12 protein-coding genes are annotated in these 14,235 nt (G+C 73.8%); 10 read left to right on the top strand and 2 right to left on the bottom strand.

Annotated elements, in window-relative coordinates; genetic code table 11:
• Positions 1 to 57 precede the first annotated feature (57 nt).
• From coaBC to M5362_RS30755, 3 genes are all read left to right on the top strand, one after another.
• Positions 58 to 1,323, top strand: a complete 1,266-nt coding sequence (coaBC, locus tag M5362_RS30765; protein ID WP_260231123.1) for a bifunctional phosphopantothenoylcysteine decarboxylase/phosphopantothenate--cysteine ligase CoaBC — start codon at positions 58 to 60, stop codon at positions 1,321 to 1,323.
• Positions 1,324 to 1,535: 212 nt separating this feature from the next.
• Positions 1,536 to 2,744: a methionine adenosyltransferase gene (metK, locus tag M5362_RS30760; RefSeq protein WP_260231122.1), complete on the top strand. Its 1,209-nt coding sequence runs from the start codon at positions 1,536 to 1,538 to the stop codon at positions 2,742 to 2,744.
• 105 nt (positions 2,745 to 2,849) lie between these two features.
• The gene (locus M5362_RS30755) at positions 2,850 to 4,994 is read left to right on the top strand and encodes a primosomal protein N' (RefSeq protein WP_260231121.1); all 2,145 of its coding nucleotides are present in this window, start codon (positions 2,850 to 2,852) and stop codon (positions 4,992 to 4,994) included.
• Positions 4,995 to 5,067: 73 nt separating this feature from the next.
• Here M5362_RS30755 and M5362_RS30750 read toward each other — a convergent pair whose 3' ends face one another.
• Complete coding sequence (locus M5362_RS30750; protein ID WP_260231119.1) at positions 5,068 to 5,589, bottom strand: hypothetical protein; 522 nt, start codon at positions 5,587 to 5,589, stop codon at positions 5,068 to 5,070.
• 262 nt (positions 5,590 to 5,851) lie between these two features.
• Here M5362_RS30750 and fmt point away from each other — a divergent pair, with 262 nt between their 5' ends.
• From fmt to M5362_RS30715, 7 genes are all read left to right on the top strand, one after another.
• Positions 5,852 to 6,784, top strand: a complete 933-nt coding sequence (fmt, locus tag M5362_RS30745) for a methionyl-tRNA formyltransferase (protein WP_260231118.1) — start codon at positions 5,852 to 5,854, stop codon at positions 6,782 to 6,784.
• A 223-nt stretch (positions 6,785 to 7,007) separates the two neighbouring features.
• Positions 7,008 to 8,429 (top strand): RsmB/NOP family class I SAM-dependent RNA methyltransferase, encoded by a 1,422-nt coding sequence (locus M5362_RS30740; RefSeq protein ID WP_260231117.1) that lies wholly within the window; start codon positions 7,008 to 7,010, stop codon positions 8,427 to 8,429.
• Between the two features lie 210 nt (positions 8,430 to 8,639).
• The gene (gene rpe / locus M5362_RS30735; protein WP_260231116.1) at positions 8,640 to 9,323 is read left to right on the top strand and encodes a ribulose-phosphate 3-epimerase; all 684 of its coding nucleotides are present in this window, start codon (positions 8,640 to 8,642) and stop codon (positions 9,321 to 9,323) included.
• A 131-nt stretch (positions 9,324 to 9,454) separates the two neighbouring features.
• Positions 9,455 to 10,504, top strand: a complete 1,050-nt coding sequence (locus M5362_RS30730) for a sugar-binding transcriptional regulator (RefSeq protein WP_260231115.1) — start codon at positions 9,455 to 9,457, stop codon at positions 10,502 to 10,504.
• A gap of 96 nt (positions 10,505 to 10,600) precedes the next feature.
• Positions 10,601 to 11,002, top strand: coding sequence for a ribonuclease domain-containing protein (locus M5362_RS30725; RefSeq protein WP_260231114.1), 402 nt, complete (start codon positions 10,601 to 10,603; stop codon positions 11,000 to 11,002).
• Complete coding sequence (locus M5362_RS30720; RefSeq protein WP_260231113.1) at positions 10,989 to 11,309, top strand: barstar family protein; 321 nt, start codon at positions 10,989 to 10,991, stop codon at positions 11,307 to 11,309. The genes M5362_RS30725 and M5362_RS30720 overlap by 14 nt, the downstream gene beginning before the upstream one ends.
• Before the next feature lie 105 nt (positions 11,310 to 11,414).
• Positions 11,415 to 12,857 carry a GuaB1 family IMP dehydrogenase-related protein gene (locus M5362_RS30715; protein ID WP_260231112.1) on the top strand — a complete coding sequence of 481 codons (1,443 nt, stop codon included), beginning with the start codon at positions 11,415 to 11,417 and terminating at the stop codon, positions 12,855 to 12,857.
• Positions 12,858 to 12,953: 96 nt separating this feature from the next.
• Here the strand turns inward: M5362_RS30715 and M5362_RS30710 are convergent, their stop codons facing one another.
• Positions 12,954 to 13,943, bottom strand: coding sequence for a GDSL-type esterase/lipase family protein (locus tag M5362_RS30710; RefSeq protein WP_260231111.1), 990 nt, complete (start codon positions 13,941 to 13,943; stop codon positions 12,954 to 12,956).
• Positions 13,944 to 14,235 lie beyond the last annotated feature (292 nt).

Genomic DNA, 14,235 nt, shown 5'->3' with positions numbered 1-14,235 from the left:
GCCGGGCCTGTGGTGTCTCATGGAGTCGTACGCATCCGAGTGCGGGGAGTGGCAGTGGTGACGAAGCCGAAGGTCGTTCTGGGGGTCAGCGGTGGCATCGCCGCCTACAAGGCCTGCGAGCTGCTCCGGCGGCTGACCGAGTCCGGCCACGACGTACGCGTCGTGCCGACCGACTCCGCCCTGAACTTCGTCGGCGCCGCCACCTGGTCCGCCCTCTCGGGCAACCCCGTCTCCACCGAGGTGTGGGAGTCCGTCCACGAGGTCCCGCACGTCCGGATCGGGCAGGCCGCCGACCTCGTCGTCGTGGCCCCCGCCACCGCCGACATGCTCGCCAAGGCCGCCCACGGCCTCGCCGACGACCTCCTGACGAACACCCTGCTCACCGCCCGCTGTCCGGTCGTCTTCGCCCCGGCGATGCACACCGAGATGTGGGAGCACCCCGCCACCCAGGAGAACGTGGCCACGCTGCGCCGGCGCGGTGCCGTCGTCATCGAGCCGGCCGTCGGGCGGCTGACCGGCGTCGACACCGGCAAGGGCCGGCTGCCGGACCCCGTCGAGATCTTCGAGGTCTGCCGGCGGATCCTCGCGCGCGGCACGGCCGCCCCCGATCTCGCCGGCCGCCATGTCGTGGTCAGCGCGGGCGGCACCCGGGAGCCCCTCGACCCCGTCCGCTACCTGGGCAACCGCTCCTCCGGCAAGCAGGGCTACGCCCTGGCCAAGGCCGCCGCGGCCCGGGGCGCCCGGGTCACGCTCGTCGAGGCCAACACCGGCATCCCCGACCCGGCCGGGGTCGACGTCGTCCACGTCGGCACCGCCGTCCAGCTGCGCGAGGCCGTCCTCAAGGCGGCGGCCGACGCCGACGCCGTGGTCATGGCCGCCGCGGTCGCCGACTTCCGCCCCGCCGTCTACGCCACCGGCAAGATCAAGAAGCGGGACGACGTCGAGGCGCCGGTCGTCGAGCTGGTCCGCAACCCCGACATCCTCGCCGAGATCTCCGCCGAGCGCGCCCTGCCCGGCCAGGTGGTCGTGGGCTTCGCCGCCGAGACGGACGACGTGATCGCCAACGGCCGCGAGAAGCTCCGCCGCAAGGGCTGCGACCTGTTGGTCGTCAACGAGGTGGGGGAGCGCAAGACCTTCGGCTCCGAGGAGAACGAGGCTGTGATCCTCGCCTCCGACGGCTCCGACACGCCCGTACCGTACGGACCGAAGGAAGCCCTCGCGGAGACGGTCTGGGACCTCGTCGCACCCCGTCTGCGGTCCGTTCCCGGGCAGAATCCGGGGAAATCTCACCAGCGGCCGGAATTCACCGTCCCGGGCGAGTGAATTCCCCGGAATACCGCTCCAGCAGGCCGATCCGCGCGGGTGCGCGGGAAGCCGTCCGGGCCGGATCCGGTGGGCGCAGGGCTCCCACCTTGCGAGACACCTGGCCCAATGCCCGACCACGCCCGATAGACTGTTCTTGGTACGACGCGGGGCGCAGCCCCCTGCCGTCCGACATTGTTCAGCCAGCAGCCGCTGCAACCCCAGGGAGCATTGTGTCCCGTCGTCTGTTCACTTCGGAGTCCGTGACCGAAGGTCACCCCGACAAGATCGCTGACCAGATCAGCGACACCATTCTCGATGCGCTGCTCCGCGAGGACCCCACCTCCCGCGTCGCCGTCGAGACGCTGATCACCACCGGCCTCGTGCACGTCGCCGGTGAGGTCACCACGAAGGCGTGGGCCGACATCCCCACCCTCGTACGGAACAAGATCCTCGAGATCGGGTACGACTCCTCGAAGAAGGGCTTCGACGGCGCGTCCTGCGGCGTCTCGGTCTCCATCGGGTCGCAGTCCCCGGACATCGCGCAGGGCGTCGACACGGCGTACGAGAAGCGCGTCGAGGGCGACGAGGACGAGCTCGACAAGCAGGGCGCCGGCGACCAGGGCCTGATGTTCGGCTACGCGTCGGACGAGACCCCGGAGCTGATGCCGCTCCCGATCTACCTGGCGCACCGCCTCTCCCGCCGTCTGACCGAGGTCCGCAAGAACGGGACCATCCCGTACCTGCGCCCCGACGGCAAGACCCAGGTCACCATCGAGTACGACGGCGACAAGGCCGTCCGTCTCGACACGGTCGTGGTCTCCTCCCAGCACGCCTCGGACATCGACCTCGAGTCGCTGCTCGCGCCCGACATCCGCGAGTTCGTCGTCGAGCACGTCCTGAAGCAGCTCGTCGAGGACGGCATCAAGCTGGACGTCGACGGCTACCGCCTCCTGGTCAACCCGACCGGCCGCTTCGAGATCGGCGGCCCGATGGGCGACGCCGGCCTCACCGGCCGCAAGATCATCATCGACACCTACGGCGGCATGGCCCGTCACGGCGGCGGCGCCTTCTCGGGCAAGGACCCGTCCAAGGTCGACCGCTCGGCCGCCTACGCCATGCGCTGGGTCGCCAAGAACGTCGTGGCCGCCGGCCTCGCCTCGCGCTGCGAGGTCCAGGTCGCGTACGCGATCGGCAAGGCGGAGCCCGTCGGCCTCTTCGTCGAGACCTTCGGCACGAACACGGTCGAGACCGAGAAGATCGAGAACGCCATCGGCGAGGTCTTCGACCTCCGCCCGGCCGCGATCATCCGCGACCTCGACCTGCTCCGCCCGATCTACGCCCAGACCGCGGCGTACGGCCACTTCGGCCGCGAGCTCCCCGACTTCACCTGGGAGCGCACGGACCGTGTGGACGCGCTGAAGAAGGCCGCGGGCCTGTAAGGCGCCGACGAGACACGAGGCGGAAGCCCGGCACCCCTGGGGGAGCCGGGCTTCCGCGCGTCCGGCCCGGGCCGGGTGTCGGTGCGGTCTGGTAGGTATGTGGCTGTGAGCAGCGAGAACGAGACGCCCGAGGGTGCGGCCGGTGAGTCGCACGAGCAGCTCGCGCTCATTCGGGAGTCCGTACGGAAGGCGAAGGTGCCGCGGGCCAAGCCGCGGACGTGGCGGGGGGCCGCGCTGGCCAGGGAGCTGCCCGTCGCGCGGGTGGTGGTCAACAAGGGGGTGCTCCATCTCGACCAGTTCTTCGACTACGCCGTGCCCGAGGAGCTGGACGCCGTCGCGCAGCCCGGGGTGCGGGTGCGGGTGCGGTTCGGGGCCGGGGCGCACCAGGTCCGCGACGGGCGGCGCGAGGGCGGGCGGCTGATCGACGGGTTCCTCGTCGAGCGGCGGGCAGAGTCGGACTACAAGGGGGCGCTGGCCGCGCTCGCCGACGTCGTCTCCCCGGAGCCGGTGCTGAGCGCCGAGCTCCTGGGGCTCGCGCGGGCGGTGGCCGACCGGTACGCGGGAAGCCTGGCCGACGTCCTCCAGCTCGCCGTACCGCCCCGTAGCGCGCGGGCGGAGGGGAAGGCGTCCCCGGAGCCGCTGCCGCCTCCCGCCGCGCCGGAGGCGGGCAGCTGGTCGCGGTACGAACGCGGGCCCGGCTTCCTGGAGGCCCTGGCCCGCGGCGGTGCCCCGCGCGCGGTGTGGAACGCGCTGCCGGGCCCGTACTGGGCCGAGGAACTGGCCCGGGCCGTCGGCGCCACGCTCGCCTCCGGGCGGGGCGCCCTGGTCGTCGTACCCGACGGGCGCGCCGCGGGGCGCGTGGACGCGGCCCTGGCGGCGCTCCTGGGGCCCGGACGGCACGCGCTGCTCACGGCGGAGACCGGACCGGAGAAGCGGTACGCCCAGTGGCTCGCGGTACGGCGGGGCTCGGTGCGGGCGGTCGTGGGCACACGGGCGGCGATGTTCGCGCCCGTCCGCGACCTCGGGCTCGTCGCGATCTGGGACGACGGCGACGGCAGCCACAGCGAGCCGCACGCCCCGCAGCCCCACGCGCGCGACGTCCTGCTGCTGCGCGCCGCCCACGACCGGTGCGCGTTCCTGCTCGGCTCCACCAGCTGCACCGTCGAGGCCGCCCAGCTCGTGGAGTCCGGGTGGGCCGCCCCGCTCGTCGCGGGCCGCGAACAGGTGCGGACCGCCGCCCCGCTCGTCCGGACCGTGGGGGACGAACTGCTCGCCCGCGACGAGGCGGCCAGGGCCGCCCGGCTGCCCTCCCTGGCCTGGGAGACCGTGCGGGAGGGCCTGAAGAGCGGCCCGGTGCTCGTCCAGGTGCCGCGCCGGGGTTACGTACCGAGGCTGGCGTGCGAGCGCTGCCGGACGCCCGCCCGCTGCCGGCACTGCGCCGGGCCCCTGGAGGCGCCCGAGCAGCAGGAGCTGCGGTGCGGCTGGTGCGGGCGGGGCGCCCCGGACTGGCACTGCGTGGAGTGCGGCTCGACGCGGCTGCGGGCCCAGATCGTGGGCGCGCGCCGCACGGCGGAGGAGCTGGGCCGGGCGTTCCCCGCGGTGCCGGTACGGACCTCGGGGCGGGACCACATCCTGGACACCGTGCCCGGGCGGCCCGCGCTGGTGGTCTCCACGCCGGGAGCGGAACCGGTCGCCGAGGGCGGTTACGCGGCGGCGCTCCTCCTCGACGGCTGGGCGATGCTCGGCCGCCCCGACCTGCGCGCGGGCGAGGAGGCGCTACGGCGCTGGATCGACGCGGCCTCGCTGGTACGGGGGCAGGGGGAGGGCGGCACGGTGGTGGTGGTCGCGGAACCCACGCTGCGGCCGGTGCAGGCGCTGGTGCGCTGGGACCCGGTCGGCCACGCCCAGCGCGAGCTGGCGGAGCGGGCGGAGCTGGGATTCCCGCCGGTCTCCCGGATGGCGGCGGTCTCCGGCCCGCCGGAGGCGGTCGTGGCCTTCCTCGGCGCGGCCGAACTCCCGGGCGACGCGGAGGTGCTGGGCCCGGTCCCGCTCCCCGTGGTCCGCCCGGGCGGACCACGCCGCCCGGGCGACACCCCGCCGGGGGAGCAGTGGGAGCGAGCGCTCGTCCGCGTCCTGCCGGGCAACGGGTCGGCGCTGGCGGCGGCCTTGAAGAAGGCCCAGGCGGCGCGGCTGGCCCGGGGCGGCGGGGAGCCGGTCAGGGTCCGGGTGGACCCCCCGGACATCGGCTGACCCACCACCCGTTGTGGGCGATTCCGCAGGGCGGAACCGTCGCCCACGACGGGGTGGGCACGTGCGGCGTGCGTCAGCCGTTGCGGGGGCCGGGGAAGGCCGGGGGGCGGGGGTCCTCGCGGAGCGCGGACGGAGACGCGGTGGCGGGCTGCGGCGGCATCGTGCGGGCCGGCGGCACCACCGGAAGCGTGCGGGTCGGGCCCGGCTCCGGCGCGCGCTCCTGCTCCACGACGGCGCCCGGCTGCGGCGCGCGCCGCGAGCCGTAGCGGCGGTGGACGGCCTGCTTCGTGACCCCGAGCGCCGAGCCCACCGCGTCCCATGAGAACCCGAGCGAGCGGTCGAAGTCGACCGCCGCCGTCACCAGCGTCTCGACACTGTCCCGCAGCTCCTGGGCGAGCCGGACCGTCGGCGCGGGCGCCCGTCCGTAGACGACGAAGCCCGTCGAGGGGCCGGAGCGGCGCGGGCGGTAGACATTGCCCAACTGGGCCGTGAGCGTGCGCAGTGCGTCGACCTGGCGCCGGACCCGCTCGATGTCTCGCACCAACAGGTGCAGACTCGCCCGGGCTTGGGCGTCGTGGGCTGCGTGGTCGGCCATGTGGAAGCCTCTCGAACCGGCGTGTAAAAGGGTCGGGCCACGACGAGGGGGCGGGCCCGCTTCGGTCAATCTCTCTTGACCAACGCGCTACCCGTGGTTGGGTCACGCTGAAGGGGCGTACACGCATATGCGTGGGGCGCTCGGCGCCACGTACGCCCCCTCGTGGCCCGGCCCCTAGACTGGTGTGCTGCCCTCCCCCGAGCTCTCGGCTGCGCTCGAGCAGGGAGGTACCCCATCGCCCCGAGACGCGAGGTTTTTCCGAGTGAAGCTGGTCTTCGCAGGCACCCCCGAGGTCGCCGTGCCCGCCCTGGACGCCCTGCTCGCCTCCGGCCGACACGAGGTGACGGCCGTCGTCACCCGCCCCGACGCCCCCGCGGGCCGCGGCCGTCACCTGGTGGCGAGCCCGGTCGCCGAGCGGGCCGAGGCGGCCGGGATCGAGATCCTCAAGCCGGCGAGGCCGCGGGACGAGGCGTTCCTCGCGCGGCTGCGCGAGATCGCCCCGGACTGCTGCCCGGTCGTCGCCTACGGCGCGCTGCTCCCCAAGGCCGCCCTCGACATCCCGGCCCAGGGCTGGGTCAATCTGCACTTCTCGCTGCTGCCGGCCTGGCGCGGCGCGGCGCCCGTGCAGCACGCCGTCATGGCGGGCGACGAGGTGACGGGCGCGTCGACGTTCCAGATCGAGGAGGGGCTCGACTCCGGACCGGTCTACGGCGTGATCACCGAGGACGTCCGCCCCACCGACACCAGTGGCGACCTGCTCACCCGGCTCGCGTTCGCGGGCGCCGGGCTGCTCGCCGCGACCATGGACGGCATCGAGGACGGCACCCTGAAGGCCGTCCCGCAGCCGGCCGACGGCATCACTCTGGCGCCCAAGATCCAGGTCGAGGACGCGCACGTGGACTGGAGGGCCCCGGCGCTGCGCGTGGACCGCGTGGTGCGCGGCTGCACGCCCGCCCCGGGCGCGTGGACCGTGTTCCGCGGCGAGCGCCTCAAGCTGATCCAGGCCGCGCTCGTCCCCGACCGTACGGACCTCGCCCCCGGCGAGCTCGCGGCGGGCAAGAACAACGTCCACGTCGGCACCGGTTCGCACGCCGTCGAGCTGCTCTGGGTCCAGCCGCAGGGCAAGAAGCCGATGAAGGCCGCCGACTGGGCCCGCGGCGTCCGCATCGCCCCGGGCGAGCGGGTCGGCATCTGACGCTCCTGGGCCCCGCGCCTCGTGTCCCCACGCTCCTTGGCCCCGCCGGTCGGCGTCTGACGCTCCTGGCCCCGCGCCTCGTGTTCTGCCCGCCCCCGCACGCCGCGGAGGGCGGGGGCGGGCGGGCGTTCTCGGTGTGCGGACCGGGGTGTTTTCGGCGTGGGGGCGCGGCGGACGTAGGCTGAGGGGGTTCGACCTCGTCATTCCTCACGCGGAGCACCTTTTGAGCGAGCAGGCACGTCGCCGTCCCCCCAAGCCGTACCGGCGTCCCCAGAAGGACCCCGTCCGGATCCTGGCCTTCGAGGCGCTGAGGGCGGTCGACGAGCGGGACGCCTACGCGAACCTCGTCCTGCCGCCCCTGCTCAAGAAGGCCCGCGAGAAGGACGGCTTCGACGGCCGTGACGCCGCGCTCGCGACCGAGCTGGTCTACGGCACCCTGCGGCGCCAGGGCACCTACGACGCCATCGTGTCGGCCTGTATCGACCGGCCGCTGCGGGAGGTCGACCCGCCCGTCCTCGACGTCCTCTCGCTCGGCGCGCACCAGCTCCTCGGTACCCGCATCCCGACCCACGCCGCCGTGTCGGCCAGCGTGGAGCTGGCGCGGGTGGTGCTCGGCGACGGACGGGCCAAGTTCGTGAACGCCGTTCTGCGGAAGATCTCGCAGCACGACCTCGACACCTGGGTGGAGCAGGTCGCGCCGCCCTACGAGGACGACGCCGAGGACCACCTCGCGGTCGTCCACTCCCACCCCCGCTGGGTCGTCTCGGCGCTCTGGGACGCCCTCGGCGGCGGCCGGGCCGGGATCGAGGACCTCCTGGAGGCGGACAACGAGCGGCCCGAGGTCACGCTCGTGGCCAGGCCGGGGCGCGCCACCACCGACGAGCTCACCGGCGAGGACACGCTGCCCGGCCGCTGGTCGCCCTACGCGGTGCGGCTGGCCGAGGGCGGCGAGCCCGGGGCCATCGAGGCCGTCAAGGAGGGGCGGGCGGGCGTCCAGGACGAGGGCAGCCAGCTGGTCGCCATCGCACTCGCCAACGCGCCACTGGAGGGCCGCGACGAGCGCTGGCTCGACGGTTGCGCCGGTCCCGGCGGCAAGGCCGCCCTGCTGGGCGCCCTGGCCGCGGAGCGCGGCGCCGCCCTGCTCGCCTCCGAGAAGCAGCCGCACCGCGCTCGTCTGGTCGAGCGCGCGCTGGCCGGCAACCCCGGCCCGTACCAGGTCATCGCCGCCGACGGCACCCGCCCGCCGTGGCTTCCCGGCTCCTTCGACCGGGTCCTCATGGACGTGCCCTGCTCGGGTCTCGGCGCCCTGCGCCGTCGTCCCGAGGCCCGCTGGCGCCGCCGGCCGGAGGACCTGGACGGCTTCGCCCCGCTCCAGCGCGGTCTGCTGCGCGAGGCGTTGTCGGCGGTCCGCGTCGGTGGAGTCGTCGGCTACGCGACCTGCTCGCCGCACCTCGCGGAGACCCGCGTGGTCGTCGAGGACGTCCTGAAGGGCCGCGGCGGCCCCGCGGTCGAGGCGGAGTGGATCGACGTCCGCCCGCTGATGCCCCAAGTCCCCGCGCTCGGCGAGGGCCCGGACGTCCAGCTGTGGCCGCACCTCCACGGCACGGACGCGATGTACCTGGCGCTGCTCCGCCGCACCGCCTGACGGCCGGATCGGGTCCCCGGGCCGTGCGGCCCGGGGCACGCGCGCCGTACGTCCGGACCGGACCCTGTCCGGCATGTGGACGGCGGATCGCGTGGAGCACGTGGGGCATCGGGCCCGAATCCGGTCCGAATCCGTACCGAACCCGCGCGGATCCGGGACCGAAACCGCTCTGCGGCAAAGAAGTGCCCAAGAACATGGCAGGCTTGGCACATGGCGCAGATCAACCCCAGCATCCTGTCCGCAGACTTCGCCCGCCTCGCCGAGGAGGCGAAGGCGGTCGACGGTGCCGACTGGCTGCATGTCGATGTCATGGACAACCACTTCGTGCCCAACCTGACGCTCGGCGTGCCGATCGTCGAGTCGCTCGCCCGGGCCACGGAGACGCCGCTGGACTGCCACCTCATGATCGAGGACCCCGACCGCTGGGCCCCGCAGTACGTGGAGGCCGGCGCCGGTTCCGTCACCTTCCACGTCGAGGCGGCCGCCGCCCCCGTGCGGCTGGCGCGCGAGATCCGGGCCAAGGGGGCGAGGGCGTCGATGGCCCTGAAGCCCGCGACGCCCATCGAGCCGTACGAGGACCTGCTCCCCGAGCTCGACATGCTGCTGATCATGACGGTCGAGCCGGGCTTCGGCGGGCAGGCCTTCCTCGACATCATGCTGCCCAAGATCCGTCGCACCCGTGAGCTCATCTCCAAGCACGGACTGGAGCTGTGGCTGCAGGTCGACGGCGGGGTCGCCGAATCCACCATCGAGCGGTGCGCCGAGGCCGGTGCCGACGTCTTCGTCGCGGGATCGGCGGTCTACGGCGCCCAGGACCCGGCCGAGGCCGTCCGCTCGCTGCGCGCGCAGGCCGAGTCCGCGACCGCCACGGCGGCGTGGGCCTGTGGCCACTGAGCCTCCGGCAGATGAACGCGGTCCGTCGGAGGGCCGACAGGACCGATCGTGACCCGCCGGATCTGACAGGATGAACGGCGAGTCCAGAGTGTGAACGACAGCAGCACGACGCGGCACGTGAGCAGCGGTACGTGAACAGAGCTAAGGAGATCGCGGTGGCGGGAATCTCGGCGGGACGGTCAGCCCTGCGGATGGGACCCGCGGAGCTGGTGCAGGCGGCGGCCATGGCGCGCCGTTTCTACCTCGAGGGCAAGTCCAAGATCCAGATCGCCGAGGAGTTCGGCGTGAGCCGCTTCAAGGTGGCCCGGGTCCTGGAGACCGCGCTCGAACGCGACCTCGTACGGATCGAGATCCGCGTCCCGGCCGAGCTGGACGCGGAGCGCTCGGACGCGCTCCGTGCCCGCTACGGGCTCCGCCACGCCGTCGTCGTCGAGTCCCCGGCGGAGGGCGAGGACGAGTCGCCCGACCCCGAGAACCTCGGCGAGGTCGCGGCCGACCTGCTCGGCGAGCTGGTCAACGAGGGCGACGTCCTGGGCCTGGCCTGGGGCCGCTCGACCATCCACATGGCCGCCGCCCTCGACCGGCTGCCCCCGTGCACGGTCGTCCAGCTCACCGGTGTGTACGACGCCGGGACCGCCGAGCGCGGCTCGGTCGAGGCGGTACGCCGGGCCGCGCAGGTCTCCGGCGGCGAGGCGCACCCCATCTACGCGCCGATGCTGCTGCCCGACCCCGCCACGGCGGCCGCGCTGCGCAACCAGACGGGCATCGCGCGTGCCTTCGAGTACTTCGACAAGGTCACCGTCGCCTGTGTCTCCATCGGCTCCTGGGAGCCGGGCATCTCGACCGTGCACGACATGCTCACGGACGAGGAGCGTGCCCACTACGCCTCCCTCGGCGTCGCCGCCGAGATGTCCGCACACCTCTTCGACGCCGACGGGCGCCGGGTGGGGCGGGACCTGGGCGAGCGCTGCATCACGGTCGAGGCGGACCGGCTGCGCCGGATCCCCGAGGTCGTGGCGATCGCGGGCGGCCAGCGCAAGGCGGCGGCGATCGGTGCGGTGCTCCGCTCCGGACTCGTCACCAGCCTCGTGACCGACCGCGCGGCGGCCGACTACCTCCTCACCGAGTCCGCGCCCGGCCCGCGCCCCGCGCTGGAGCGGAAGGACCCGGACGGCGTCTGACGCCGCCGCTGCCGCCGCGCGCGGCCTCGGACCGGGCGTCCGGCGCCGCCTGCGCGGGACCCGGACCGGCGGGGCCCGCGCCGGTATCGTCAGGACATGCTGCCCCGGACACTCCGCGCGCTCCTCGCGCTCGTGCTGTGCGTCACGGCACTCGCCGGCTGCTCCACCGCGGCCGGTGACGGCGCCCCCGCCCCCACCGGTTCCTCCGGGCTGGAGACCGTCCGGGTCGACGACCTGCCCGCCGAGGCACGGGCGACCCTGGAACTCATCGAGCGCGGCGGGCCCTTCCCGTACGAGAAGGACGGCGCGACCTTCTCCAACTTCGAGCGGATCCTGCCGCGGCAGCAGCGCGGCCACTACCGCGAGTACACCGTCCGCACCCCCGGCGCGGACGACCGCGGCGCACGGCGCCTCGTCATCGGGCGGGACGGCGAGATCTTCTACACCGACGACCACTACGAGAGCTTCCGCGAGGTGGTACCCGATGACGCTCGATGACGCGCTCGTCCTCGACCTGAGCGGGATCGTGGACAAGGCCGGGTTCATGGACCGCTGCGCCGCCGCCCTCGGGCTTCCCGGCTGGTTCGGACGGAACTGGGACGCCCTCGCCGACTGCCTGACGGATCTCCCCGGGCCGGTGGCCGTCGTCGTCACCGGCTGGCAGGGCTACGCCGAGGCCAGGCCGCGCGACTGGGAGACCGCGCGCGACGTCTTCGCCACGGCGTCCGACACCAGCCCCACCGGCCTCACCGTCCTCCTCGCTCTTGGAGGAAACGACAAGACGGGTGCCGCAAGCCTCGGATGAATCGCCTGGGACTGGTATTCGTACTGGCGTGGGACAATGAACTACGTGCTTTTTCCCCTGGCTGAAATGCCTAGGGGCCGATCCGAACGACTGGGATGTCAGCACGTGCGTTTCCTCAATGACGTCAAGCCGCCCTACGACCTGACGTATGACGACGTCTTCATGGTGCCGAGCCGCTCGGCCGTGGGTTCCCGCCAGGCCGTGGACCTCGCCTCGCCGGACGGTACCGGCACGACGATCCCGCTGGTCGTCGCCAACATGACCGCGATCGCCGGCCGCCGTATGGCCGAGACCGTCGCCCGCCGCGGTGGCCTCGTGGTCATCCCCCAGGACATCCCGATCGAGGTCGTCACCGACGTCATCTCGTGGGTCAAGAGCCGCCACCACGTCCTGGACACCCCGATCGTCCTCGCGCCGCACCAGACCGTCGCCGACGCGCTCTCGCTGCTGCCCAAGCGGGCGCACGACGCCGCCGTCGTCGTCGACGAGGACCGCCGCCCGGTCGGTGTGGTCACCGACGCCGACCTGTCCGGCGTGGACCGCTTCACCCAGCTCTCCGAGGTCATGTCGAAGGACCTGCTGCTCCTCGACGCCGACATCGAGCCGCGCGACGCGTTCAACACCCTCGACCACGCCAACCGCCGCTACGCCCCGGCCGTGGACAAGGACGGCCGCCTGGTCGGCATCCTGACCCGCAAGGGCGCCCTGCGGGCGACCCTGTACACCCCGGCGACCGACGCCGACGGCAAGCTGCGCATCGCCGCCGCCGTCGGCATCAACGGCGACTTCGTGGGCAAGGCCAAGCAGCTCCTCGACGCGGGCGTCGACACGCTCGTCATCGACACGGCGCACGGCCACCAGGAGTCGATGATCGCCGCGATCAAGGCCGTCCGCGGCCTCGACCCGCACGTCCCGATCGTCGCCGGCAACATCGTCGCCGCCGAGGGCGTGCGCGACCTCGTCGAGGCCGGCGCGGACATCATCAAGGTCGGCGTGGGCCCCGGCGCCATGTGCACCACGCGCATGATGACCGGTGTCGGCCGCCCGCAGTTCTCCGCCGTCCTGGAGTGCGCCGCCGAGGCGAAGAAGTACGGCAAGCACGTCTGGGCCGACGGTGGCGTCCGGCACCCGCGTGACGTCGCCATGGCGCTCGCCGCCGGCGCGTCCAACGTGATGATCGGCTCGTGGTTCGCCGGGACGTACGAGTCCCCGGGCGACCTCCAGCACACCGCGGACGGGCGTCCGTACAAGGAGTCCTTCGGCATGGCCTCGGCCCGCGCCGTGCAGAACCGCACGAGCGAGGAGTCGGCCTACGACCGCGCCCGCAAGGGCCTCTTCGAGGAGGGCATCTCGACCTCCCGGATGTTCCTCGACCCGGCCCGCCCGGGCGTCGAGGACCTGATCGACTCGATCATCGCGGGCGTCCGCTCCTCCTGCACCTACGCGGGTGCGGGCTCGCTGGCCGAGTTCGAGGAGAAGGCCGTGATCGGCATCCAGAGCGCCGCCGGTTACGCCGAGGGCAAGCCGCTGCACGCCAGCTGGAACTAGCCGGTCGTACGAAGGCCCCCGCGAGGCGACTCGCGGGGGCCTTCGTCGTTCCGTACGGGCTACGAGCTACGGGCCCCGGCGCCGTACGAGCGGCTCTCACCGGGGTACGTACGGCCTCAGCGCGTCCGCGACCGCCGAGGCCATCCGGGCGTGGCCGCGGTCGTTGGGGTGCAGGCCGTCCGCCAGGTCCTCGGCATCGATCAGGGGGCGCCCGGAGAGCACGAGCAGCCGCCTGTCGCCCTCCGCCGCCAGGTCGCGGCCCGCGTCCTCCATGGCCGTGCGCAGGTCCTCCAGGGTGGCTCCCAGGGCATTGGGGGCGGTCTCGGCCTCCGGCCGCAGCACGGGGGAGAGGATCAGCAGCGGGGCGTCCGGGTGGCCCCGGCGCACCAGGCCGACGTACGCCCGCACCGTCTCGTACAGCCACCCCGCCGAACTGGGCGCCTTGGACCAGCAGTTGGTGCCGAAGGCCAGGGTGACGAGCGACCCCGGGAGGCTTGCGAGCTGCTCGGCGAGGGGGAGCTCCCCGCGCGCCCCGCCCGCGAAGCCGAGGTTGACCGTGTCCAGCCCGAGCGCCCGCCCGGCCGTCGCCGGCCAGGAGTGGGCGGGCCGGGTCGACCACCAGCCCTCGGTGATCGAGTCGCCGTGCACGAGCCAGCGCGGCCGCCGGGGGGCGGGCGAGAGGGAGCCGTCGCACGCTTGCAGCCCGAGCACCACCGGCGCCTGGCTCTCCGGCAGGTGGACGGCGAACGTCCCTCCGTCGGGAGGGAGTTCGAGGGTGACCGTCGCCTCCTCGGCCGGCTCCGTGAAGCTCTCGCCCACGCACCGGCCGTCCCGCCACAGCGCGAAACAGTGCCGCAGGGCCCGCATCGCGTCCCCCGACCCCGGCACGGCCGCGCGGTAGCGCAGCTCGACCGCCCGGGTGCCGGGCGCGGCCACGAACTCCACCCGTACGCCGATGGGCAGCGCGGCCCGCTCGGCGGTGTCCCAGGGCAGCCGGGCCAGGTCGGCGGGGTCGGCGCGGACCGCACGGCCGGCGTCGAGCCAGGCCGTGCCGCGCAGATAGGGAGTGGGGTCCAGCCAGCCCACCGAAGCCTCCGATCGAGGTGACGCAGCGGGCTCGCAGATTCGGTCATCGCGCACGAGGAGTCAATGCGCACGCCGCGAGTGCTTCACACCCCGCTTCTCGCCCCAATGTGCCGATTCATGCGGTGGGGCGCAATGTTTCCTCGCCTGGACCCCAAGAGCGCAATGATCATCTGCTGGTGCGCAACAACCCTGCATTACGAGCGCGAAGTGCGGGGGCTTAGGCTCGTGCCTCGTACCAGGAGTGGCGGCGACCGCCTGCTCGGCGGTTCCCCCTCCCTCGCGGGCCGGCTCG

The sequence above is a fragment of the Streptomyces sp. Je 1-79 genome, assembly GCF_025195125.1.
Taxonomy (GTDB): domain Bacteria; phylum Actinomycetota; class Actinomycetes; order Streptomycetales; family Streptomycetaceae; genus Streptomyces.
Note: the sequence above shows the minus strand (reverse complement) of the source record. Positions and strands in the feature narration are given on the sequence as shown.

Bases quoted from the DNA above. Each gene is read 5' to 3' on its own strand.
- M5362_RS30750 (WP_260231119.1), bottom strand. From the start codon at position 5,589: ATGGCCGACCACGCAGCCCACGACGCCCAAGCCCGGGCGAGTCTGCAC.
- rpe (WP_260231116.1), top strand. From the start codon at position 8,640: ATGGCGCAGATCAACCCCAGCATCCTGTCCGCAGACTTCGCCCGCCTC.
- M5362_RS30725 (WP_260231114.1), top strand. From the start codon at position 10,601: ATGCTGCCCCGGACACTCCGCGCGCTCCTCGCGCTCGTGCTGTGCGTC.
- M5362_RS30720 (WP_260231113.1), top strand. From the start codon at position 10,989: ATGACGCTCGATGACGCGCTCGTCCTCGACCTGAGCGGGATCGTGGAC.